At 72.2% G+C, this 20,241-nt stretch carries 17 protein-coding genes; 8 read left to right on the top strand and 9 right to left on the bottom strand.

Annotation, left to right across the window (positions count from 1 at the left end; genetic code table 11):
* Nucleotides 1-3: 3 nt before the first annotated feature.
* Both ACNJ93_RS10235 and ACNJ93_RS10240 read right to left on the bottom strand, forming a co-directional pair.
* On the bottom strand, nucleotides 4-810 hold the full coding sequence (locus ACNJ93_RS10235; protein ID WP_418957056.1) for an Fpg/Nei family DNA glycosylase: 807 nt from the start codon (nucleotides 808-810) through the stop codon (nucleotides 4-6).
* A complete protein-coding gene (locus tag ACNJ93_RS10240) occupies nucleotides 810-1,304 on the bottom strand; it encodes a ribose-5-phosphate isomerase (RefSeq protein WP_418957057.1) in 495 nt (164 codons plus the stop codon). The genes ACNJ93_RS10235 and ACNJ93_RS10240 overlap by 1 nt, the downstream gene beginning before the upstream one ends.
* A gap of 171 nt (nucleotides 1,305-1,475) precedes the next feature.
* Here ACNJ93_RS10240 and ACNJ93_RS10245 point away from each other — a divergent pair, with 171 nt between their 5' ends.
* On the top strand, nucleotides 1,476-2,921 hold the full coding sequence (locus ACNJ93_RS10245; RefSeq protein WP_418957058.1) for an amino acid permease: 1,446 nt from the start codon (nucleotides 1,476-1,478) through the stop codon (nucleotides 2,919-2,921).
* 103 nt (nucleotides 2,922-3,024) lie between these two features.
* Here the strand turns inward: ACNJ93_RS10245 and ACNJ93_RS10250 are convergent, their stop codons facing one another.
* Nucleotides 3,025-3,621 (bottom strand): biotin transporter BioY, encoded by a 597-nt coding sequence (locus ACNJ93_RS10250; RefSeq protein ID WP_418957059.1) that lies wholly within the window; start codon nucleotides 3,619-3,621, stop codon nucleotides 3,025-3,027.
* A gap of 266 nt (nucleotides 3,622-3,887) precedes the next feature.
* Here ACNJ93_RS10250 and ACNJ93_RS10255 point away from each other — a divergent pair, with 266 nt between their 5' ends.
* From ACNJ93_RS10255 to ACNJ93_RS10265, 3 genes are all read left to right on the top strand, one after another.
* Nucleotides 3,888-5,273 (top strand): amino acid permease, encoded by a 1,386-nt coding sequence (locus tag ACNJ93_RS10255; RefSeq protein WP_418957060.1) that lies wholly within the window; start codon nucleotides 3,888-3,890, stop codon nucleotides 5,271-5,273.
* Nucleotides 5,274-5,439: 166 nt separating this feature from the next.
* Complete coding sequence (locus ACNJ93_RS10260) at nucleotides 5,440-6,843, top strand: amino acid permease (protein ID WP_418957061.1); 1,404 nt, start codon at nucleotides 5,440-5,442, stop codon at nucleotides 6,841-6,843.
* 176 nt (nucleotides 6,844-7,019) lie between these two features.
* Entirely contained in the window at nucleotides 7,020-7,664 is a 645-nt protein-coding gene (locus tag ACNJ93_RS10265; protein ID WP_418957062.1) for a superoxide dismutase, read from the top strand.
* Between the two features lie 124 nt (nucleotides 7,665-7,788).
* On the opposite strand, the gene ACNJ93_RS10270 is transcribed toward ACNJ93_RS10265, so the two are convergent.
* Entirely contained in the window at nucleotides 7,789-8,421 is a 633-nt protein-coding gene (locus ACNJ93_RS10270; RefSeq protein WP_418957063.1) for a DsbA family protein, read from the bottom strand.
* 148 nt (nucleotides 8,422-8,569) lie between these two features.
* Between ACNJ93_RS10270 and pepN the strand changes: the two genes are divergently transcribed.
* Both pepN and ACNJ93_RS10280 read left to right on the top strand, forming a co-directional pair.
* Nucleotides 8,570-11,122 (top strand): aminopeptidase N, encoded by a 2,553-nt coding sequence (pepN, locus tag ACNJ93_RS10275; RefSeq protein WP_418957064.1) that lies wholly within the window; start codon nucleotides 8,570-8,572, stop codon nucleotides 11,120-11,122.
* 172 nt (nucleotides 11,123-11,294) lie between these two features.
* Nucleotides 11,295-12,149: a hypothetical protein gene (locus tag ACNJ93_RS10280; protein ID WP_418957065.1), complete on the top strand. Its 855-nt coding sequence runs from the start codon at nucleotides 11,295-11,297 to the stop codon at nucleotides 12,147-12,149.
* 24 nt (nucleotides 12,150-12,173) lie between these two features.
* On the opposite strand, the gene ACNJ93_RS10285 is transcribed toward ACNJ93_RS10280, so the two are convergent.
* The 5 genes from ACNJ93_RS10285 to ACNJ93_RS10305 form a co-directional block, all read right to left on the bottom strand.
* Entirely contained in the window at nucleotides 12,174-13,373 is a 1,200-nt protein-coding gene (locus tag ACNJ93_RS10285) for a serine hydrolase domain-containing protein (protein ID WP_418957066.1), read from the bottom strand.
* Nucleotides 13,374-13,464: 91 nt separating this feature from the next.
* Nucleotides 13,465-13,923: an NUDIX hydrolase gene (locus tag ACNJ93_RS10290; protein WP_418957067.1), complete on the bottom strand. Its 459-nt coding sequence runs from the start codon at nucleotides 13,921-13,923 to the stop codon at nucleotides 13,465-13,467.
* Between the two features lie 23 nt (nucleotides 13,924-13,946).
* Entirely contained in the window at nucleotides 13,947-14,555 is a 609-nt protein-coding gene (locus ACNJ93_RS10295; protein ID WP_418957068.1) for an HPP family protein, read from the bottom strand.
* A complete protein-coding gene (locus tag ACNJ93_RS10300; RefSeq protein ID WP_418957069.1) occupies nucleotides 14,543-15,451 on the bottom strand; it encodes a pyridoxamine 5'-phosphate oxidase family protein in 909 nt (302 codons plus the stop codon). Before ACNJ93_RS10300 ends, ACNJ93_RS10295 begins: the two co-directional genes overlap by 13 nt.
* Nucleotides 15,452-15,514: 63 nt before the next feature.
* Nucleotides 15,515-15,970 (bottom strand): VOC family protein, encoded by a 456-nt coding sequence (locus tag ACNJ93_RS10305; RefSeq protein ID WP_418957070.1) that lies wholly within the window; start codon nucleotides 15,968-15,970, stop codon nucleotides 15,515-15,517.
* Nucleotides 15,971-16,109: 139 nt separating this feature from the next.
* On the opposite strand from ACNJ93_RS10305, the gene ACNJ93_RS10310 reads away from it, so the two are divergent.
* Both ACNJ93_RS10310 and ACNJ93_RS10315 read left to right on the top strand, forming a co-directional pair.
* Nucleotides 16,110-16,652, top strand: a complete 543-nt coding sequence (locus tag ACNJ93_RS10310) for a CGNR zinc finger domain-containing protein (RefSeq protein ID WP_418957071.1) — start codon at nucleotides 16,110-16,112, stop codon at nucleotides 16,650-16,652.
* Nucleotides 16,653-16,840: 188 nt separating this feature from the next.
* Nucleotides 16,841-20,161 (top strand): S8 family serine peptidase, encoded by a 3,321-nt coding sequence (locus ACNJ93_RS10315; protein WP_418957072.1) that lies wholly within the window; start codon nucleotides 16,841-16,843, stop codon nucleotides 20,159-20,161.
* Nucleotides 20,162-20,241 lie beyond the last annotated feature (80 nt).

The following is a 20,241-nucleotide window of genomic DNA, read 5'->3' on the forward strand; positions in this document are numbered from 1 at the left end:
CGTTCACTTCTGGCAGCGCGGGCACCAGAAGAGGTTGCGCGCCGCGAGGTCCGCCGTGCGGATCTCGGTGGAGCAGATGTGGCACGGCATCGTCGCGCGGCGGTAGACGTACACCTCGCCGCCGTGGTCGTCGACGCGGGGCGGGCGGCCCATGGCCTCGGGGGTGTGCTCGGGGCGGACGGTGTCGATGCGGTTGTTGCGGACGCCCTCGCGCATGAGGGCCGCCAGGTCCGCCCAGATCGCGTCCCACTGGCGCCGGGTGAGGTCCTTGCCGGCGCGGTAGGGGTCGATGCCGTGGCGGAAGAGGACCTCGGCGCGGTAGACGTTGCCCACGCCGGCGATGACCTTCTGGTCCATGAGGAGCGCGGCGATCGTGGTGCGGGAGCGGCTGATCCGCTGCCAGGCGCGCTCGCCGTCGTCGTCCGGGCGCAGCGGGTCGGGGCCGAGCCGCGCGTGTATCGCGCGCTTCTCGGCGTCGGTGACGAGCGCGCAGGTCGTCGGGCCGCGCAGGTCCATGTACGACTCGGGGCCGGCCAGCCGCAGCCGCACCGTGTCGGTGGGCGGCGGGGCGGGGGCGTCGCCGAAGGTCACCTTGCCGAAGAGGCCGAGGTGGATGTGGACCCAGCCGAGCGCGGGGAAGCCGAGGAAGAGGTGCTTGCCGTGGGCGTCGGCCTCCTCCAGGACGCCGCGGTCGAGCAGCGCGGCGGAGTCGGCGAACTTGCCCTGCGGGCTGGTCACCCGCACGGACCGGCCGCCGAACCGTTCCCGGTGGTCGGCGGCCAGTCGGTGGATGGTGTGCCCTTCGGGCATCAGGCGGTCGGCTCCTGGGGGTGGTGGGCCGGGATGGGGGGCATGACGCCCTCGGTCTCGTACGCCGACAGCATGTCGATGCGGCGGGTGTGACGCTCGTCACCGGAGTACGGGGTGCTGAGGAAGATCTCGACGAACTTGGTCGCCTCCTCCTCGGAGTGCATCCGGGCGCCGACCGCGACCACGTTCGCGTTGTTGTGCTCACGGCCCAGCGCGGCGGTCTGCTCGCTCCAGGCGAGGGCCGCGCGGACCCCCTTGACCTTGTTCGCGGCGATCTGCTCGCCGTTGCCGGAGCCGCCGATCACGATGCCGAGGCTGCCCTCGTCCGCGGCGGTCCGCTCGGCGGCGCGCAGGCAGAACGGCGGGTAGTCGTCCTGGGCGTCGTAGATGTGGGGACCGCAGTCGACGGCCTCGTGGCCGTGGGCCTTCAGCCACTCGACGAGGTGGTTCTTGAGTTCGTAGCCGGCATGGTCGGAGCCGAGGTAGACGCGCATGGTCCGAGTGTGGCACGGCGGCTGCGGGGTAGCGGTCAGCGGGGTCCGGGACGGTCCGCGCCGTTCTGTCCCGGATAACGATCCGGAATCGACACTTCCGAAATGCCCCGACTCCGGGGTTCCATTCTCGGGCTCGCGATCCGAGCCCTCCCCTCAAGCAAGGAAGCGTTCATGAACACGCAACCGACCCTGACGAAGGAAGGCGGTAACACCGGTACCACCGGTGATTCCCAGCACTCCGACGGTCTCCAGGCCGGTCTCAAGAACCGCCACCTCTCGATGATCGCCATCGGCGGCGTCATCGGCGCCGGACTGTTCGGCGGCTCCGCCGCCGGCATCAAGGCCGCAGGTCCCGGCATCCTGCTCTCCTACGCGCTCGTGGGCGCGATGGTCGTCTTCGTCATGCGGATGCTCGGCGAGATGTCCGTGGCGAACCCGACCTCCGGCTCCTTCTCGGCGCACGCCGACCGGGCGCTCGGGCGCTGGGCCGGCTTCTCGATCGGCTGGCTGTACTGGTTCTTCTGGGTCGTGGTGCTCGCCGTCGAGGCGACCATGGGCGCGGACATCCTCAACGGCTGGATCCCGGCCGTCCCGCAGTGGGCCTGGGCGCTGATCGTGATGGTCGTGCTGACCGTCACCAACCTCGGCTCGGTCGCCTCCTACGGCGAGTTCGAGTTCTGGTTCGCCGGCATCAAGGTCGTCGCCATCGCCGCCTTCATCGTGGTCGGCGGGCTCGCGGTCTTCGGCGTGCTGCCGGGCGCGGACACCGCGCAGGCCGGACTGAGCAACCTCACCGAGCACGGCGGCTTCCTGCCCAACGGCTACGGCGCGATCCTCACCGGCATCCTGATGGTCGTCTTCTCCTTCATGGGCAGCGAGATCGTCACCCTCGCGGCCGGCGAGTCGGCGGACCCGCGGCGCGCGGTCGCCAAGGCCACCAACAGCGTGATCTGGCGTGTCGGCATCTTCTACCTGGGCTCGATCCTGGTCGTGGTCTCGCTGCTGCCGTGGAACGACCCGTCGCTGCAGGAGGACGGCTCGTACGTCGCGGCGCTGGACTCGATCGGCATCCCGCACGCCGGCCAGATCATGAACGTGATCATCCTGACCGCGGTGCTCTCCTGCCTGAACTCCGGCCTCTACACGGCCTCCCGCATGGCCTACTCGCTGGGCCGCCGCGGCGACGCGCCGAAGGCCTTCGCCCGGACCAACGCCAAGGGCGTGCCGCAGGCCGCCATCATCGGCTCGGTGATCTTCGGCTTCGTGGCCGTGTTCTTCAACTACAAGTGGCCCGACACCGTGTTCGCCTTCCTGCTGAACGCGTCCGGCGCCATCGCGCTCTTCGTCTGGCTGGTCATCTGCTTCTCGCAGCTGCGCATGCGCAAGATCATCCTGCGCGAGGCCCCGGAGAAGCTGGTCGTGAAGATGTGGCTCTTCCCGTACCTGACCTGGGCGACCATCGCCATGATCGTCTTCGTCCTGGGCTACATGGTCTACAACGGCGGCGCGGCGCGTGAGCAGGTCGTCCTGTCGCTCCTCGTGGCGGGCCTGGTCGTGGCCGTCTCGGTGGTGCGCGACCGCCTCGGCAGGACGCCGGAGCCGGTCGCCGAGGACTGAGCCGTCCCCCGTCCCGTACGTGACAAAGCGCCAGGCCCCCGGCGATCCCGGGGGCCTGGCGCTTTTTCGGCGTGCGTTTTCGGCGCACGTTCTCCGGCGTGCGTCAGCCGTTGCGGCCGACCAGCTTCCAGGTCGCGGGCAGCAGCCCCATGGCGAGCGCGGCCTTGAGCGCGTCGCCGATCAGGAACGGGGTGAGGCCCGCCGCGACGGCCTGGGAGAACGACATGCCGGTGGCCAGCGCCAGGTACGGCACGCCGACCGCGTAGATGATCGCGGAGCCGAGCGCCATCGCGCCGGCGGTGCGCAGCACGGAGCGGTCCGCGCCGCGGCGGGCGAGGGCGCCCACGACGGTGGCCGCGAGCAGCATGCCGAGGATGTAGCCGAAGGACGGCATCGTGTAGCCCGAGGTCGCCTGCGCGAACCACGGCACGCCCGCCATGCCGGCCACCGCGTACAGGCCGAGCGCCAGGAAACCGCGGCGGGCGCCGAAGGCGGTGCCGACGAGCAGGGCGGCGAAGGTCTGGCCGGAGACCGGGACCGGGGAGCCGGGGACCGGCACGGTGAGCTGGGCGGCCAGGCCGGTGAGCGCGGCGCCGCCGACGACCAGGACGGCCTCGCGGGCCAGCGTCGGGAAGGGCAGCAGGTCGGCGAGGACCTTGCCGGGGCGGAGGGGACGGACGGGGGCGACGGCGGTGCTCATCGGTACTCCGCGGGGTGAGGGGTCGGGTGGGCCTGGTCGACCGTAGTCGAGGGGTGAGCGCCCGATCACCGTCAGCCGCCGACAAAGCGGCGGTCGAGCGCTTGGTTGAGTTCGGACAAAGCCCGCCGGTCACACCTCGCACCACGTGATGCTCGTCACGGGGAACTCCTGGCAGGAGGTCCTTTTTGCGCCGGGGCCGGTGGACCGGAGAGACTGTGGGGTCTCCATAAACGCCCCGAGCGCCTCCTGAGAGCACGAGCCCGCACATGCACGACGCACCGCCGTCCACCCTGGCCGCCGAAACCGAGCCGCTCTCCCACGGGCTGAAACAGCGTCATCTGACGATGCTGGGCCTGGGCGGGGTGATCGGCGCGGGCCTGTTCGTGGGCTCCGGCGCGGGCATCGCGGTCGCGGGGCCCGGGATCGTGCTCTCGTACCTGATCGCCGGCGCGCTGGCGATGCTGGTGATGCGGATGCTCGGCGAGATGTCGGCCGCGATGCCGGCGTCCGGCGCGTTCTCCGTGCACGCGGAACGGGCGCTGGGCCGCTGGGCCGGGTTCTCGGTGGGCTGGCTGTACTGGTTCCTGCTGGTCGTGGTGCTCGCGGTGGAGGCGACCGGCGCGGCGCGGATCGCCCACGGGTGGGCGCCGGGGGTGCCGCAGTGGGCCTGGGTGCTGGTGTTCATGCTGGTGTTCACCGGTGCCAACCTGGCGGCGGTGAAGAACTTCGGCGAGTTCGAGTTCTGGTTCGCGGCGCTCAAGGTCGGCGCGATCGTGCTGTTCCTGGTGCTGGGGACGCTCGCGATCCTCGGCCTGCTGCCCGACACCGACCCGGTGGGGCTGACGAACCTGACCGGGCAGGGCGGTTTCCTGCCGCACGGCTGGGAGGGCGTGGTCTCCGGCGTCCTCGCCGTGGTGTTCGCCTTCGGCGGCCTGGAGGTCGTCACCATCGCGGCGGCCGAGTCGGAGGACCCGGCGCGCAACGTGGCGCGCGCGGTGCGCAGCGCGGTCTGGCGCATCCTCTTCTTCTACGTCGGCTCGATGCTCGTCATCGTGACGCTGCTGCCGTGGAGCGCGATGGAGCCGGGCGAGTCGCCGTACGTGGCCGTGCTCGACGCCATCGGGATCCCGGCGGCCGGCCAGCTGATGAACGTGGTGGTGTTCGTGGCGCTGCTGTCGGCGCTCAACGCGAACCTGTACGGCTCCTCGCGGATGATCTTCTCGCTGGCCGAGCGCGGCGAGGCCCCGAAGGGCCTGCTGGCCGTCACCGCCGGAGGCGTCCCGCGGCGGGCGGTGCTGGCGTCGGTGGCGTTCGGCTTCGTCTCCGTGCTGCTCAACCTGAAGTGGCCGGACTCGGTCTTCCTGTACCTGCTCAACTCGGTCGGGGCGGTGCTGCTGTTCGTCTGGGCCCTGATCGCGGTCTCGCAACTGCGGCTGCGCCGCCGGATCGAGCGCGAGGCGCCGGAGACCCTGACGCTGCGGATGTGGGGCTTCCCCTGGCTGACGTGGACGGCTCTGGCCGCGATGGCGGCCGTCCTCGGACTGATGCTCACCGACGACGGGGCCCGGCCCCAGGTGCTGTGGTCGAGCGCGGCGACGGGGGCGGTCCTGCTGGTGGCCGGCCTGCGCGAACTGCGGGACCGCAGGCGGTAGTCGGGCGGGCGGGAGCCGCCTGCGGCCACCGGGGCGTACGAACCGACACCGGATCTTCACGTTGCGTGAAGCTGGTGACCGTATAGCGGACATCCGTTCCCTGTGAGCGGTGTGCGCCCACAGACTGTGGCGCGTCCCGCGTCTCACTCTCCGAACAGGGCGGCCCATGTCCCGGACCACCGCGCCCGCGCCCGTCGACCGCAAGGACGACGGCGCGACGGTTCTCTCGCACGGCCTCAAGCAGCGTCACCTCTCGATGATCGCCCTCGGCGGCGTCATCGGCGCCGGTCTCTTCGTCGGCTCCGGCGCCGGCATCGCGGCTGCCGGCCCGTCCATCGTCCTCGCGTACACGCTGTCCGGCCTGCTGGTCATGCTGGTCATGCGGATGCTGGGCGAGATGTCGGCCGCGTACCCGTCCTCCGGCTCGTTCTCCTCGCACGCGGAGCGGGCCTTCGGCTCCTGGGCCGGGTTCACCGCCGGCTGGTCGTTCTGGGTGCTGCTCAGCGTCGCGGTCGGCCTGGAGGGCATCGGCGCGGCGAAGATCGTCACCGGCTGGCTGCCCGGCACGCCCGAGTGGGCCTGGGTCGCGCTCTTCATGCTGATCTTCTGCGGCGCCAACCTGGCGGCCGTGAAGAACTTCGGCGAGTTCGAGTTCTGGTTCGCCGCCCTGAAGGTCGGCGCGATCGCGCTGTTCCTCGGCCTCGGCACGCTGGCGATCCTCGGCCTGCTGCCCGGCACCGACTCCCCCGGCACCTCCCACCTGTTCGGCGAGGGCGGCCTGCTGCCGAACGGCAGCGAGGGCCTGGTCATCGGTCTGCTCGCCTCGGTGTTCAGCTACGGCGGCATGGAGACCGTGACCATCGCCGCCGCCGAGTCGGAGAACCCGGTCAAGGGCGTCGCGAAGGCCGTGCGCACGGCGATGTGGCGCATCGCGCTCTTCTACATCGGCTCGATGGCCGTGATCGTGACCCTGGTCCCGTGGAACTCCAAGGCCGTCACGGAGAAGGGCCCGTACGTCGCCGCCCTCGACCAGCTGGGCATTCCGGCGGCCGGCCAGATCATGAACGTGGTCGTGCTGATCGCCCTGCTCTCCGCGATGAACGCCAACATCTACGGCTCCTCGCGCATCGCCTTCTCGCTGGTCCAGCGCGGCCTCGGCCCGAAGGTCCTCGGCAAGGTCTCCGGCGGCGTGCCGCGCCTGGCGGTGCTTGCGTCCTGCTTCTTCGGCTTCGTCTGCGTGGGCCTGAACTACCTGGCCCCCGAGACCGTGTTCGCGTGGCTGCTGAACATGATCGGCGGCGTGATCCTGGTCGTCTGGATCTTCATCGCGGCCTCGCAGCTGGTGCTGCGCCGCCGTCTGGAGCGCGAGGCCCCGGAGAAGCTGGTCGTGCGGATGTGGGCCTTCCCGGCCCTGACCTGGGTGGCGCTGGCCGGCATGGCGGTCATCTTCTTCCTGATGGCCCGCGAGGAGGGCACCCGCGTCCAGCTGTACGCGACCGGCGCGATGACCCTCGTCCTGGCCGGCATCGGCCTGGCCCGGCAGAAGCTGGCGGGCCGCCAGGACGCCTGACGCCTGACGCCCGCCCGTACGCCCCGGAACCCCCGGACCGCCCGTCGGTCCGGGGGTTCCGCCGTGCCCGGGCACGGGACCTAGGGCGAAGGACTGATCATCATCGTACGCATCTGCTGTTAGCCTGCACTTGCACATAGGTTGCAATAAGCAGTCGAAGGGCGAGGGCTCGGCACATGGCGATCTACACACTTCCGGAGCTGCCGTACGACTACGCGGCGCTGGAGCCGGTGATCAATCCGCAGATCATCGAGCTGCACCACGACAAGCACCACGCGGCGTACGTGAAGGGGGCGAACGACACCCTGGAGCAGCTGGAGGAGGCCCGCGAGAAGGAGCAGTGGGGCTTCATCAACGGCCTGGAGAAGAACCTGGCCTTCCACCTCTCCGGCCACATCCTCCACTCCATCTACTGGAACAACATGAACAGCCCGAAGGACGGCGGCGGCGGCGAGCCGCTGGCCGCCGACGGGGTGGGCGAGCTCGCCGACGCGATCGCCGAGTCCTTCGGCTCGTTCGCCCGGTTCAAGGCGCAGCTGACCAAGGCCGCCGCGACGACCCAGGGCTCCGGCTGGGGCGTGCTCGCGTACGAGCCGGTCAGCGGGCGGCTGATCGTCGAGCAGGTCTACGACCACCAGGGCAACGTGGGCCAGGGCTCCGTCCCGATCCTGGTCTTCGACGCCTGGGAGCACGCCTTCTACCTGCAGTACAAGAACCAGAAGGTGGACTTCGTCGAGGCCATGTGGCAGGTCGTGAACTGGCAGGACGTGGACCGGCGCTACCGGGCCGCCCGGGCCAGCGTCCCGCTGATCTCCCTCTGACCGGCGCGCTCCCCCAGTCGTCCTGCTCGTGATCGTCTTCTCAGCCTTCGACGGGCAGGCGGAAAGAAGAAGAACCCCCGCGATGACGTGAATCGCGGGGGTTCTTCCGTACCGGCGGGCGGCGTCACTCGAAGCTGGGCTCCGCCGTCCGGGTGCGCTTGATCTCGAAGAAGCCGGGCGTCGAGGCCACCAGCAGCGTGCCGTCCCACAGCCGGGCGGCGGCCTCGCCGCGCGGGGTGGGGGTGACGACCGGGCCGAAGAAGGCGACCTCGTCGCCGTCCGGGCCGGGCACCGCGATGACCGGGGTGCCGACGTCCTGGCCGACCTTGTCGATGCCCTCCTTGTGGGAGGCGCGCAGCTGCGCGTCGTACGCGTCGCTGTCCGCGTAGTCGGCGAGCGACGCCGGCAGGCCGACCTCCTCCAGGGCGGCGACGAGCACCTCGCGGGACCGCTCCTCGCCGTTGTTGTGGAAGCGGGTGCCGAGCGCGGTGTAGAGCTTGCCGACGTACTCGTCGCCGTGCAGCTCCTTGGCTGCGGTGACGACGCGGACCGGGCCCCAGGCCTCGGCCAGCAGCTCGCGGTACTTCTCCGGCAGCTCGTCCAGCCGGTTCTCGTTCAGGACCGCCAGGCTCATCACCTTCCAGCGCACGTCGACCGGGCGGACCTTCTCCACCTCCAGCATCCAGCGGGAGGTCATCCAGGCCCAGGGGCACAGCGGGTCGAACCAGAAATCGGCGGTGGTCCTGCTCTCGGACATCTCACTCCTCGGGGATCCGTGCCTACGCACCACCGGGGCCAACCCGCCGCCCGGCACGGGCATTCCCGGCGGGGCCGGTCCGGAGTGCCCGGTATCGGCCGCACATGGCAGGATCGCTGCAGTCCAGACGAGTCACGAAGGAGTGTCCGTGCCCGGTGAGAATCTGTCCCGCGACGAGGCCCGCGAGCGGGCCGCGCTGCTGTCCGTCGACGGGTACGAGGTCGCCCTCGACCTGCGCTCCGCGGTCGGCGCGTCCGAGGAGGGCGGCCCGCGCACCTTCCGCTCGGTCACCACGATCCGCTTCCGGCGCACCGGCGCCGGCGACGCGACCTTCGCCGACCTGATCGCCCCGTCCGTCACCGCCGTGACCCTCAACGGGCGGGAGCTGGACCCGGCCGTCGTCTTCGACGGCGCGCGGATCGCGCTGGACGGCCTCGAGGACGAGAACGTGCTGACGGTGGACGCGCAGTGCGCGTACAGCCGCACCGGCGAGGGCATGCACCGCTTCGTCGACCCGGAGGACGGCGAGGTCTACCTGTACACCCAGTACGAGCCGGCCGACTCCCGGCGGGTGTTCGCCAACTTCGAGCAGCCCGACCTGAAGGCCCCGTACCGCTTCGAGGTGACCGCGCCGGAGGGCTGGACGGTCTGGTCGAACGGCGCCGGCGAGCAGGGTGCCGACAAGGTGTGGCGGTTCGCGGAGACGGCGCCGATCTCGACGTACATCACGTGTGTGGTGGCGGGTCCGTACCACTACGTCACGGACACCTACCGGCGCGGCGACCTGGAGATCCCGCTCGGCGCGATGTGCCGCAAGGGCCTCGCCCGGCACTTCGACGCGGACGAGATCTTCCGGATCACCAAGCAGGGCTTCGACTTCTTCCACGACAACTTCGACTACCCGTACCCCTTCGGCAAGTACGACCAGGCCTTCGTCCCCGAGTACAACCTCGGCGCGATGGAGAACCCGGGCATGGTGACCTTCCGCGAGGAGTACGTCTTCCGCGGCAAGGTCACGCAGGCGTCGTACGAGCGCCGGGCCAACACGATCCTGCACGAGATGGCCCACATGTGGTTCGGCGACCTGGTCACCATGGTGTGGTGGGACGACCTGTGGCTGAAGGAGTCCTTCGCGGACTTCATGGGCTCGTTCTCGCTGGCCGAGGCCACCCGCTTCACCAACAGCTGGGTGACCTTCGCCAACAACCGCAAGGCGTGGGCCTACCGCACCGACCAGCTGCCCTCCACCCACCCGATCACGGCGGACATCCGCGATCTGGAGGACGCCAAGCTGAACTTCGACGGCATCACGTACGCCAAGGGCGCGGCGGTGCTGAAGCAGCTCGTGGCATACGCGGGCCGGGAGGCGTTCCTGGAGGGCGCGCGGCGGTACTTCAAGCGGCACGCGTACGGGAACACCACCCTGGCGGACCTGCTGGCCGTGCTGGAGGAGACCTCCGGCCGGGACATGCGGGCCTGGGCGAAGTCCTGGCTGCAGACCTCCGGCGTCAACGCCCTGACCCCCGACGTCACCTGCGACGCCGAGGGCCGGATCACCGAGCTGGCCGTGCTCCAGGACGGCGACGAACTGCGGCCGCACCGGGCCGCGGTGGGCCTGTACCGGCTGTCGCCCGAGGGCGCGCTGGAGCGGTACGCGCGGGCCGAGGCGGACGTGACGGGGCCGCGCACGGTGGTCGGCGAGCTGGCGGGCGCCGAGCGGCCGGACCTCGTCCTGGTCAACGACGACGACCTCACGTACGCCAAGCTCCGCTTCGACGCGCGCTCCCTGGAGACCCTGCGGGCCCACCTCGGCGACATCGCCGACCCGCTGGCGCGCGCCCTGTGCTGGACGGCGCTGTGGAACCTGACCCGCGACGGGCTGATGCCCGCCCGCGACTTCGTCGCCATCGCCCTGGGCTTCGCCGGCCGCGAGACCGATATCGGCGTGCTGCAGATGGTGCACGCCTGGGCGCGGTCGGCCGTCACGCACTACGCGGCGCCCGCGTGGCGCGCCGAGGGCGAGCGACTGCTCGCCGAGGGCGGGCTGCGGGAGCTGCGGCTCGCCGCGCCGGGCAGCGAGCAGCAGCTCGCCTGGGCGCGCTTCGTCGCGGCGACCGCCCACGCGGACGCGGACTTCCTGCTCCTGGAGGGGCTGCTCGACGGCACCGCCCGGATCGACGGACTGGAGGTCGACCAGGAGCTGCGCTGGGCGCTGCTGGGCCCGCTGGCCGCGCACGGCCGCGCGGACGAGGCGCGGATCGAGGCGGAGCTGGCCCGCGACGACACGGCCTCCGGGAAGCGGCACGCGGTGCGCTGCCTGGCGTCCCGGCCGTCGGAGGCGGTCAAGGCGCAGGCGTGGGCGGCGGTCGTGGAGTCGGACCGGCTGTCGAACGCGCTGGTGGAGGCGACGATCGCGGGCTTCGCCCAGCCCTCGCAGCGGGCGCTGACCGCCCCGTACGCGGCGAAGTACTTCGAGGCGATCGAGCGGGTCTGGGCGGAGCGGTCGATCCAGATCGGCATGGACGTGGTCCGCGACCTGTACCCGGCACTGCAGGACTCCCCGGAGACGCTGGCGGCGACGGACGCCTGGCTCGCGGGACACGCGGACGCGGCCCCGGCGTTGCGCCGCCTGGTCCTGGAGGCCCGGGACGACCTGGCGCGGGCGCTGCGCGCGCAGGAGTGCGACGCCGCGGCCGGCTGACCGGTACGGCTCCGGCCCGGCGGGACCGGTACGGCGGAGGGCGCGGCGTCACTCGAACGGCGGCGCGCCCTTCGGTCATCGAACGCGCGTACTTTAGGACGGTGTTGTCCGCATTCGTCGACGGATGTGTAACAGCGGTTAGGAGAGGTTCGTACGGCGGAAGACCCCCGGCATGAACCACAACACCCCCATCTCCCCCCGCCCGCTCCCCCGTTCCGGCGACGACCGGATCCGGGAGGCCCTCCACCACGCGCGCCGCCGCGGGGCCGTGCCGGAGCAGGGCCCCGACGCGATGATCACCGGACTCGCCGCGCTCGCCCTGCACCGCTTCGCCTCCGCTCCCCCGACCGCGCTCGTCGACCGGATCGACGTCCTCGTCCCGCGGGTGCGCCGACTGAAGTCCACCGCCCAGGTGCGGGTGGTGCGCACGGCGGAGCTGCCGGAGCCGGTGCGGATCGGCGAAGTGCCGGTCGCCCCGGTCGCCCGGGCGCTCGCGGACGCGGTGGAGGGGCTGGCCGACGCCACCGCGGTGCGCCGGCTGCTGACCGAGGCGGTGCGCGGCGGCCACTGCGAACCGGGCGCCGTGGTGCGGGAGTTGAACCGGGCCCGGCTGCTGTCACGGCCGCACGTGGTGGACGCGGTGGACTCGCTGCTCGCCGAGGGCCGGGCGGTCGCGGAGGAGCGGCTGTACGAGATGGTGCGCGCGTACGGGCTGCCCGACCCGCTGTGGAACGTGGACCTGCGGCTGCCCGGCGGCCCGCACCTCGGGGGCCTGGACGCGTACTGGCCGGACCAGGCGGTCGCCGTCGAGCTGGACACCCGGGCGCCGCGGCTCGACGACGACGCGCTGTGGACGGAGTACACGCGCAAGCGCGAGGTGCTCGAACGGCTCGGGATCACCGTCGTCCACCTCACCCCGCGCAAGCTGCGCGACTCCCTGGAGCAGCAGGCGACCGTGGTCCGTACGGCGCTGATGGCCGCGAACGACCGCGACCCGGCCGCCTACGTGGTGGTCCTGCCGCGCTGAGCGCCGGCCCCGCGCCGACCCGCGTCAGCCTCGCGCCGGACCCGCGCCGGACCCGCTTCGCTTCGACGGGACCGTGCCGCAGAACTCCGCCTCGACGACGGCCTGGCTGTCGCCCGTCCAGTCGGCGTTGAAGTTCGCGGCGAGGGAGTGCTCGCCGTCGCGGGTGGTGTACGCCTCCGAGATCGAGCCGTGGATGCCGCCTCCGTGCCCCCAGATCTCCTTGCCGCAGCTGAGCTTCTGCCAGGAGATGCCGAGGCCGTAGCGGTGCCGGGGATGCTCGGCGGAGACGGGGAGCGTGGTGGTCAGCTCGCGCATCTCGGCCGCGGGGATCAGCCGGCCCTGGAGCAGGGCGCGGAAGAAGGTCTGCAGGTCGGCGGAGTCGGAGACGATCTCGCCCGCCGCGCCGGCGATGCTCGGATTGAGCGCGGTCACGTCGTGGGTCGGTCCGTCGGCCCCGCCGTCGAGCTTGGAGTACGCGGCGGAGTGGGGCCGGGGCATCCGGTGGTCGGTGCCGGGGACGCTGGTGGCGCGCAGCTTCAGCGGCTTGACGATCCGGTTCTCGACCGCCGTGCCGTACGGGCGGCCGGTGACCTTCTCGATCACCATGCCGGCCAGGACGAAGTTGGTGTTGGAGTAGTGCCAGGAGGCACCCGGAGCGAAGTGCGGCTCGTGGGCCATGGCGACGCCGACGAGCTGCCGCGGGGTCCAGGTGTCGTAGCGGTGCCGGAGGAAGCCGGAGCCGAAGACCCGCTGCTGGAAGGCCGGGTCCTCGGTGTAGTTGTAGATGCCGCTGGTGTGGTTGAGGAGCTGCCGGACGGTGACCTTGCGGCCGTCGTGGCCGTGGCCGCGGACCACCCCCGGCAGGTGCTTCTCGACCGTGTCGTCGAGGTCGAGCCGGCCCTCGGCCTGGAGCTGGAGGAGCACGGTGGCGGTGAAGGTCTTGGTGATCGAGGCGATCCGGTACCGGTCCCGGCCGCGGCGCTCGCCGGCGGTGCCGGTCCAGCGGGCGTCGCCCTCGCGGGCCTGGGCGACGGCGCCGGGGACGCCGGCGGCGACGGCCGCGTCCAGCGCCCGCCGGGTGGCGTCGTGGGCAGGTTTCGCGGGCGCCGCCACGGGGGCGGCGAAGGCCGCGCCGGCGGGCACGAGGGTGACGGCGGTGAGGGCGGCGGCGAGCGTCGCCGCCGTGAGGGCGGTGCGGACCGGGCGGACCGGGCGTACGGACATGTGGGGCACTCCCTGCTCGTCGACTGTGGTCGAGGGGCAGGACCCGGCGGGTCCGTCCGGCGTTGATCCGCACCGCGGGGTTGAGCGGCTTTCAGCCGTTGCGGACGAGCCTGCCGAGCGGGGGGCGCTCGCGCCACAGGGCGAGGCCCGTGTCGACCAGTTCGACCCGGTCGAGCCGGTCGACCTCGTCGAGCGGGAACCAGGCGGCCAGGTCGGTGGAGCCGCCGATCTCGTTGCGCAGTTCGCCGCCGGTGAGCCGGCACTCGTACACGATGCGCAGCCCCTGCCAGTCGGCGTCCGCGCCGAACCGGCGGGACCAGCGGCGGCGGATGGTGTCGACGCCCAGCAGCCGTACGGGCGAAACGAGTTGGCCGGTTTCCTCCGCCACCTCCCGGACCACGGTGTCGAGCGGGTCCTCGCCGTGGTCCATGCCGCCGCCGGGCAGCGTCCACTGCCGGGTGCCGTCCCGGGCGACCCAGCGGGCCAGCAGCACGTGGTCGTCGTCGCGCACACACACGGCGTAGGCCGCCACCCTCAACTCCTCAACCATGGAGCGAGGTTAGTGTCCCGATGTCACCAATAGGCGGGGTACCGGCGGCCCGTGAGCCGGGCGCCGAGGAGTCCGGCGGCCACCAGGACCGCGCAGGCCAGCGCGAGCAGGCCGGTGAAGGCCCACAGGGGCGGGTCCTCGAGCGCGACGATCACCGCGGTGGCGGCGGCCGGCGAGTGCGGGGTGCGGGCCAGCATCATCGCGCCGAGCGCCAGCGCCCCGGCGACCGCCGCGCTCCACGGGCCCGGTCCGGCGACGGCGAGCACGGCGAAGCCGGCGAGCGCGGAGAGCAGCTGGCCGCCGACGACCGAGCGGGGCTGGGAGAGCGGCAGGTCGGGCGCGCCGGCGACGAGCGCCATGCTGGCGGCGAGCGGCGGTATCAGCAGCGGGTGGTGGACGGCGGCGCCGAGGCCGACGAGGGCCAGCAGCGCGAGGACGCTGAGCGCGGTGGCGGCGAGGACGGCGCGCGGGCGGGGGCGCGGCGGGCCCGCGGCGACGGCGCGCGCGAGGCGCGCGGTCCAGCGGGCCGGGGCGGAGGCGTCGGGAGCCGGGGCGGCCGGGCCGGGGGTCTCGACGGACGGGGCGGGGGGCGCGGCCTCCGTCGCCTCCGCCGTCTGCGTCACTCCGGCCATCGTGCTCCTTCGTCCAGGGGAGGGTTGGCCGGCGAGTAGTCGGGGGCCGACCAGCGCAACGGACTCGCACCCTCCGTTTCAACAGTTTGTTGAATCCTAAGGTACGTGGTCCTCCCCTCCGGCCCGAAGGCGGTCCGGGCGGTCCCGGAGAGCTGGAGCGTGTCGCCGGTGCTCCAGTCGAGGAAGAGCAGCCCCGCGCGGCCGTCGGCCTCCACGTTGCCGAGCGTCAGGAACATCGAGTTGCCCGGGTAGTCGAACCAGCTCAGCTCGTCCGGCGCGTGCACCCGGACGAAGCCGGGGTTGCCGCCGCGGTGGCTGGCGTCCACGCCGTCCGGCGCGGCGGTGGCGACGAAGAAGGTGTCCGCGGCACGGACGAAGCGCTCCTGGCCGGGGGTGAGCGCCGTACCACGGCGCACCGCGCCGGGCCGGGCGCCGGGCTCGACGCCGTGCAGGGTGCGCTTCTGGAGGTACTTCGGGCAGTTGGCGAAGACCTGCTCGGCGTGGACGGAGAGGCCGTCGGGCCCGTCCGCGGTGGTGCCGTTGAGGCGCATGCGCCGGCGGGTGCGGGGGTCCAGGGCGATGGTCCCGACCGGGGCGCCGGCGTCGAAGGCGCCGGCCAGGGGGTCGGTCCCGGCCGGGCCGCCGCCCCCGATCGCGATCCGGTCCGGGGCGGTGGCCCGCACGAAGCCGGGGTCGCCCGTGAGCAGGGTGCTCCAGACCTGGCCGTCCCGCGCCGCCGCGCCCAGCACGAGCATGGGCTGCTGTTCCAGGAACGCGGCGGCGACGGGCTTGATGGCCGGGCCGATGGAGCGGCCGACGTGGTCGGCGAGGGTGCGGACCCCGAGGCGCTCCTGGACGGCCAGGGAGCCGGGGTGGTACGCGCGGACGGGGTCCATGGGTCCTCCGTTGTCGGGTGGGATACGGGTACGGGCGCGGGCGCGGGCGCGGGCCGGGTACGGCTAGAAGAAGCCGCAGGTGGGGGCGTCCGGGGTCGGGGCCTCGGCCCCCTCCGCGCCCTGGGGGGCGTAGATCTCCAGGCGGGTGCCGTCCGGGTCGTGGAAGAAGATGCCGCCGGACGGCGCGCCCTCGCCGTGGGCGACGACGCCCTCGTACGCGAAGGTGACGCCCCGCTCCTTCAGCGCGGCCTCCGCCGCCCGGACCCGGTCCATCGACTCGGCCTCGAAGGCCAGGTGGTGCAGGCCCGCGCGGTCCTGGTCGTACGCGCCCTCCGCCTGCTCCCACAGAGCGACGGTGAGCGCGCCGCCCTGCCCGAGGAAGGCGAAGCGCCGGCCGTCCTCCTTGCCCTCGGCCAGCACCGCGAAGCCGAGGACCTCCCCGTAGAAGCCGAGCGCGCGCCCCAGGTCGGTGACGTTGATTCCGACGTGCCCCGTGCGCAGCGTGCCGATCGCAGACATGACTGTCCCCTCGGATGTGGTCAGCCCCTTCCGGGCTAACCTCTCACTGCGACTTTAGAGGTTAGAAACGGGCATGCGCAACCGGTCACGTACTCTTGAGGGGTTAGCAATGCCGCCGACGCGCACGAGGGAGTCCGCCATGACCGTCCCCGACCCCCGGCCGCTCACCGGCGAGCCCGTCTCCCTGGACCTGCTCAACACCCGCTGGGTGGAGGAGGGGGAGCGGCGGGACCTGCTCACCGGCCCGGACGGGCTGGCCGTCTGGCTGGCGGCCAACGGGCTGGACGCGGAGTTCGCCGCGGACGACGCGACGCTGCGGCACACCCTGGCGGCCCGCGACGCGCTGCTCGCCCTGGTGGACCGGCCGGGCGACCCGACCGCCGTCGAGCGCCTGGACGCGATCCTCGGGCACGGCCGCATCCGGGCCACGCTGACCGTCGACGGGCCCGGGGAGCGGCCCGAGTTCCGCGATCCCGCCTGGGGGCCGGCCTGGCTCGCCGCCCGGAACTACCTGGACCTGCTGCGCACCGCGCCCGACCGGATCCGCGCCTGCGCGCACGAGGCGTGCATCCTGCACTTCTTCGACACCTCGCGGAACGGCACCCGGCGCTGGTGCTCGATGGCGGTCTGCGGAAACCGGGCCAAGGCCTCGCGCCACTACGCCCGTACAAAGGAAAACTAACCATCCGTCGAATCGCCCTCGTTGGGGGCGATTCGTCCCTCATGGCGCAGGTCCCCCCGTGGCGGATTTGCGCCACTCCCGCATCTGGGGGCTCGACAACTCTCCACAAACCCTGGTCGTTTACGAAAGGCTGAGCGGTCATCCGGTACCGAAATCCGGACCCTCTTCTTTCATCAACAGGGATGTAAATGACCACCCCCGAAACCCAGAGCTCCATACCCGGGCGCTCGACCCCCGGGCACAGACGCGCCGCCCGCGTCGCCGCGGCCGCCGGCCTGGTGACCGCGCTCATCGCGGCCGGCGCCGCTCCGGTCCTGGCCGCCGAGGACCCGGCGTCCACTCCCCCGGTCAAGGCCGCGAACCCCGCCGACAAGCTCGGCGCCACCGACGCCCAGCGCCTCGACGAGGCCGAGGCCACCGGCCAGAAGAACGTCACGATCCTCGTGGCGACCGCCCCCGGCGCGACCGAGCAGGTCGCCGGCCAGCTCGACGCCGTCCCCGGCGCCTCCGTCGGCAAGCGCGACGACAAGCTCGGCTACGTCCGCGCCACCCTGCCCACCGGCAAGGCCGACGCCGCCATCACGGCCGCCACCAAGCTCTCCTCCGTCCAGGCCGTCGACCTCCAGGCCGAGATCGTCCTCGACGACCCGACCCCGGACGCCGGCGCCAAGGGCTCCGCCGCGGGCTCCACCGTCGCGACGAACTACCCGGCCCCGGGCAAGGACACGCCGGCGAAGAACCCGTACAACCCGTCGCACGAGACCGGCGCGGTCGAGTTCGTCGAGGACAACCCCACGGCCGACGGCCGCGGCGTGACCATCGGCATCCTCGACTCCGGCGTCGACCTCGCGCACCCGGCGCTGCAGAAGACCACCACCGGCGAGCGCAAGATCGTCGACTGGGTCACCGCCACCGACCCGCTGACCGAGGGCGACGCCACCTGGCGCGCGCAGATCACCCCGGTCGCCGGCCCCGCGTTCACCGCGGGCTCGCAGAGCTGGAAGGCCCCCGAGGGCGCGTACCAGTGGAGCCGCTTCACCGAGGCGATCACCGCGGGCGGCGACCCGGCCGGTGACATCAACCGCGACGGCGACACCACCGACGTCTTCGGCATGCTGTACGACCCGGCCGCCGGCACCGTCCGCGTGGACACCGACCAGGACAACGACTTCACGGACAACGAGCCGATGAAGCCGTACAAGGACGGTTTCCAGATCGGGTACTTCGGCACCGACAACCCGGACACCGAGGTCGCCGAGCGCACGCCGTTCGTCATCGAGATCCGCAAGGACGTCCCGATGGACCCGGCGGGCGGCTCGTGGGTCGGCAAGAAGGCCGACTTCGTCAACATCGGCATCGTCGAGTCCTCGCACGGCACCCACGTCGCCGGCATCACCGCCGCCAACAGCCTGTTCGGCGGCAAGATGGACGGCGCGGCCCCGGGCGCGAAGCTCGTCTCCTCGCGCGCCTGCACGTGGACCGGCGGCTGCACCAACACCGCCCTCATGGAGGGCATGACGGACCTCGTCGTCAACCGCGGCGTCGACATCGTCAACATGTCGATCGGCGGTCTGCCCGCGCAGAACGACGGCGACAACGTCCGCGCCCGCCTGTACACCCGGCTGATCGACGAGCACGGCGTCCAGCTGGTCATCTCGGCCGGCAACTCCGGTCCGGGCGTCAACACCATCGGCGACCCCGGCCTGGCCGACAAGGTCGTCTCGGTCGGCGCGGCCATCTCCAAGGCGACCTGGGCCAGCAACTACGGCTCGGCCGTCGAGAAGCCGTACGCGATGTTCCCGTTCTCCTCGCGCGGCCCGCGTGAGGACGGCGGCTTCACCCCGACCATCTCCGGTCCGGGCTCGTCCGTGAACACCATCCCGACCTGGCAGGCCGGCTCGGGCGTGCCCGAGGCGGGCTACACCCTGCCCGCGGGCTACGGGATGCTCAACGGCACCTCGATGTCCTCCCCGCAGGTCGCCGGCGCGAGCGCGCTGCTGCTCTCCGCCGCGAAGCAGCAGGGCATCGAGCTCTCCCCGCTGACCCTGCGCACCGCCCTCACCTCCACCGCCAAGCCGATCTCCGGCGTCAAGGCGCACGAGCAGGGCTCGGGCCTCATCGACATCGTCGAGGCCTGGGAGTCCGTCCGGGCCGGCGCGACCGCGCACGCCTACAAGGTCGAGGCCCCGGTCGACACGGTCATCTTCCCGGCCCCGCACACCGGCACCGGTGTGTACGACCGCGAGGGCGGCCTCAAGGCCGGCCAGACCAAGTCGTACAACGTCACGATCACCCGGACCTCCGGCCCGTCGTACGGCGTGCGTCACGAGCTGAACTGGAAGTACAACGACGGCACCTTCAAGGCCGCCACCGCGTACGACTACATCACGCTCCCGCTGAACAAGCCGGTCACCGTCAAGGTCCAGGCCGCGCCCAAGTCGGCCGGCGTGCACAGCGCCATCCTGGAGCTGGACGACGAGCGCACCGAGGGCGTCGACAAGCAGATCCTGTCGACCGTCGTCGTCGCGAAGAACCTGGTGGCCCCGGGCTTCACCACCTCCGCCTCCGGCACGGTGCAGCGCAACAGCCACAAGTCGTACTTCGTGAAGGTCCCGGCCGGCGCCAAGTCCCTCGAGGTCGCCCTCGGCGGCCTGAAGGAGAAGAGCCAGACCCGGTTCATCGCGATCCACCCGTACGGCGTGGCCATCGAGTCGACCGCGTCCAACGTGTGCTACCCGCACTACAACCCGGCCAACACCTGCCGTCCGGACCTGCGTTCGTACGCCAACCCGACGCCGGGCGTCTGGGAGATCGAGGTCGAGGCGCGCCGCACCTCGCCCGACCTGGACAACCCGTACAAGCTGGACGTGACGGTCCTGGGCGCCGACTTCGACCCGGCCGTGCAGACCGTCGCCGAGGCGAAGGTCGGCACCCCCGCCGCGGTCGAGTGGACGGTGAAGAACACCTTCGCCGGCCTGGAGGGCAAGCTGCAGGGCGGCTCGCTCGGCTCGGCCAAGGTCGAGACCCCGACCATCCAGCACCACGAGCAGCAGACGAAGACCGTCACCATCGGTGAGGGTGTCGAGCGGCTCGACGTGTCCATCGGCAACACCTCCGACAAGGCCGCCGACCTCGACCTGACCGTGCTGCTCAACGGCAAGCAGGTCGGCCAGTCGGCGGACGGCGACTCGGAGGAGTCCGTCTCGCTGGTGAAGCCCGCCGCGGGCACCTACACCGTCGTGATCGACGGCTACTCGGTTCAGGCCGCGGGCGGCACGACCTACGACTACCGGGACGTGTACTACTCCGCGTCGCTCGGCAAGGTCCAGGTCGACGCGGCGAAGACCTACCCGCTGGCCAACGGCGCGAGCGCGAAGGTCGGCGCCGAGGTGCTGGTCTCCGGCGAGGCGCCGGCGGGCCGGCAGTTCTTCGGCGAGGTCAAGCTGGTGAACGCGCGCGGCACCGTCGCGGGCGCCGGCAGCGTGGTGATCGGCACGGTCACCCCGTAGGGTCCGACCGACACCGCGATCATGAGGGGGCGGGCGCCGGAACTGGCGTCCGCCCCTTTGGCGTCCCGTTCCTCGGACAA

This window comes from Streptomyces tritici (assembly GCF_048500665.1).
Classification (GTDB): domain Bacteria; phylum Actinomycetota; class Actinomycetes; order Streptomycetales; family Streptomycetaceae; genus Streptomyces; species Streptomyces tritici.

Coding starts and splice junctions, on each gene's coding strand:
- ACNJ93_RS10280 (WP_418957065.1), top strand. CDS start 11,295: ATGAACCACAACACCCCCATCTCCCCCCGCCCGCTCCCCCGTTCCGGC.
- ACNJ93_RS10285 (WP_418957066.1), bottom strand. CDS start 13,373: ATGTCCGTACGCCCGGTCCGCCCGGTCCGCACCGCCCTCACGGCGGCG.
- ACNJ93_RS10310 (WP_418957071.1), top strand. CDS start 16,110: ATGACCGTCCCCGACCCCCGGCCGCTCACCGGCGAGCCCGTCTCCCTG.
- ACNJ93_RS10240 (WP_418957057.1), bottom strand. CDS start 1,304: ATGCGCGTCTACCTCGGCTCCGACCATGCCGGCTACGAACTCAAGAAC.
- ACNJ93_RS10290 (WP_418957067.1), bottom strand. CDS start 13,923: ATGGTTGAGGAGTTGAGGGTGGCGGCCTACGCCGTGTGTGTGCGCGAC.
- ACNJ93_RS10260 (WP_418957061.1), top strand. CDS start 5,440: ATGTCCCGGACCACCGCGCCCGCGCCCGTCGACCGCAAGGACGACGGC.
- ACNJ93_RS10250 (WP_418957059.1), bottom strand. CDS start 3,621: ATGAGCACCGCCGTCGCCCCCGTCCGTCCCCTCCGCCCCGGCAAGGTC.
- ACNJ93_RS10300 (WP_418957069.1), bottom strand. CDS start 15,451: ATGGACCCCGTCCGCGCGTACCACCCCGGCTCCCTGGCCGTCCAGGAG.
- ACNJ93_RS10245 (WP_418957058.1), top strand. CDS start 1,476: ATGAACACGCAACCGACCCTGACGAAGGAAGGCGGTAACACCGGTACC.
- ACNJ93_RS10235 (WP_418957056.1), bottom strand. CDS start 810: ATGCCCGAAGGGCACACCATCCACCGACTGGCCGCCGACCACCGGGAA.
- ACNJ93_RS10265 (WP_418957062.1), top strand. CDS start 7,020: ATGGCGATCTACACACTTCCGGAGCTGCCGTACGACTACGCGGCGCTG.
- ACNJ93_RS10305 (WP_418957070.1), bottom strand. CDS start 15,970: ATGTCTGCGATCGGCACGCTGCGCACGGGGCACGTCGGAATCAACGTC.
- ACNJ93_RS10270 (WP_418957063.1), bottom strand. CDS start 8,421: ATGTCCGAGAGCAGGACCACCGCCGATTTCTGGTTCGACCCGCTGTGC.
- ACNJ93_RS10295 (WP_418957068.1), bottom strand. CDS start 14,555: ATGGCCGGAGTGACGCAGACGGCGGAGGCGACGGAGGCCGCGCCCCCC.
- ACNJ93_RS10255 (WP_418957060.1), top strand. CDS start 3,888: ATGCACGACGCACCGCCGTCCACCCTGGCCGCCGAAACCGAGCCGCTC.
- ACNJ93_RS10315 (WP_418957072.1), top strand. CDS start 16,841: ATGACCACCCCCGAAACCCAGAGCTCCATACCCGGGCGCTCGACCCCC.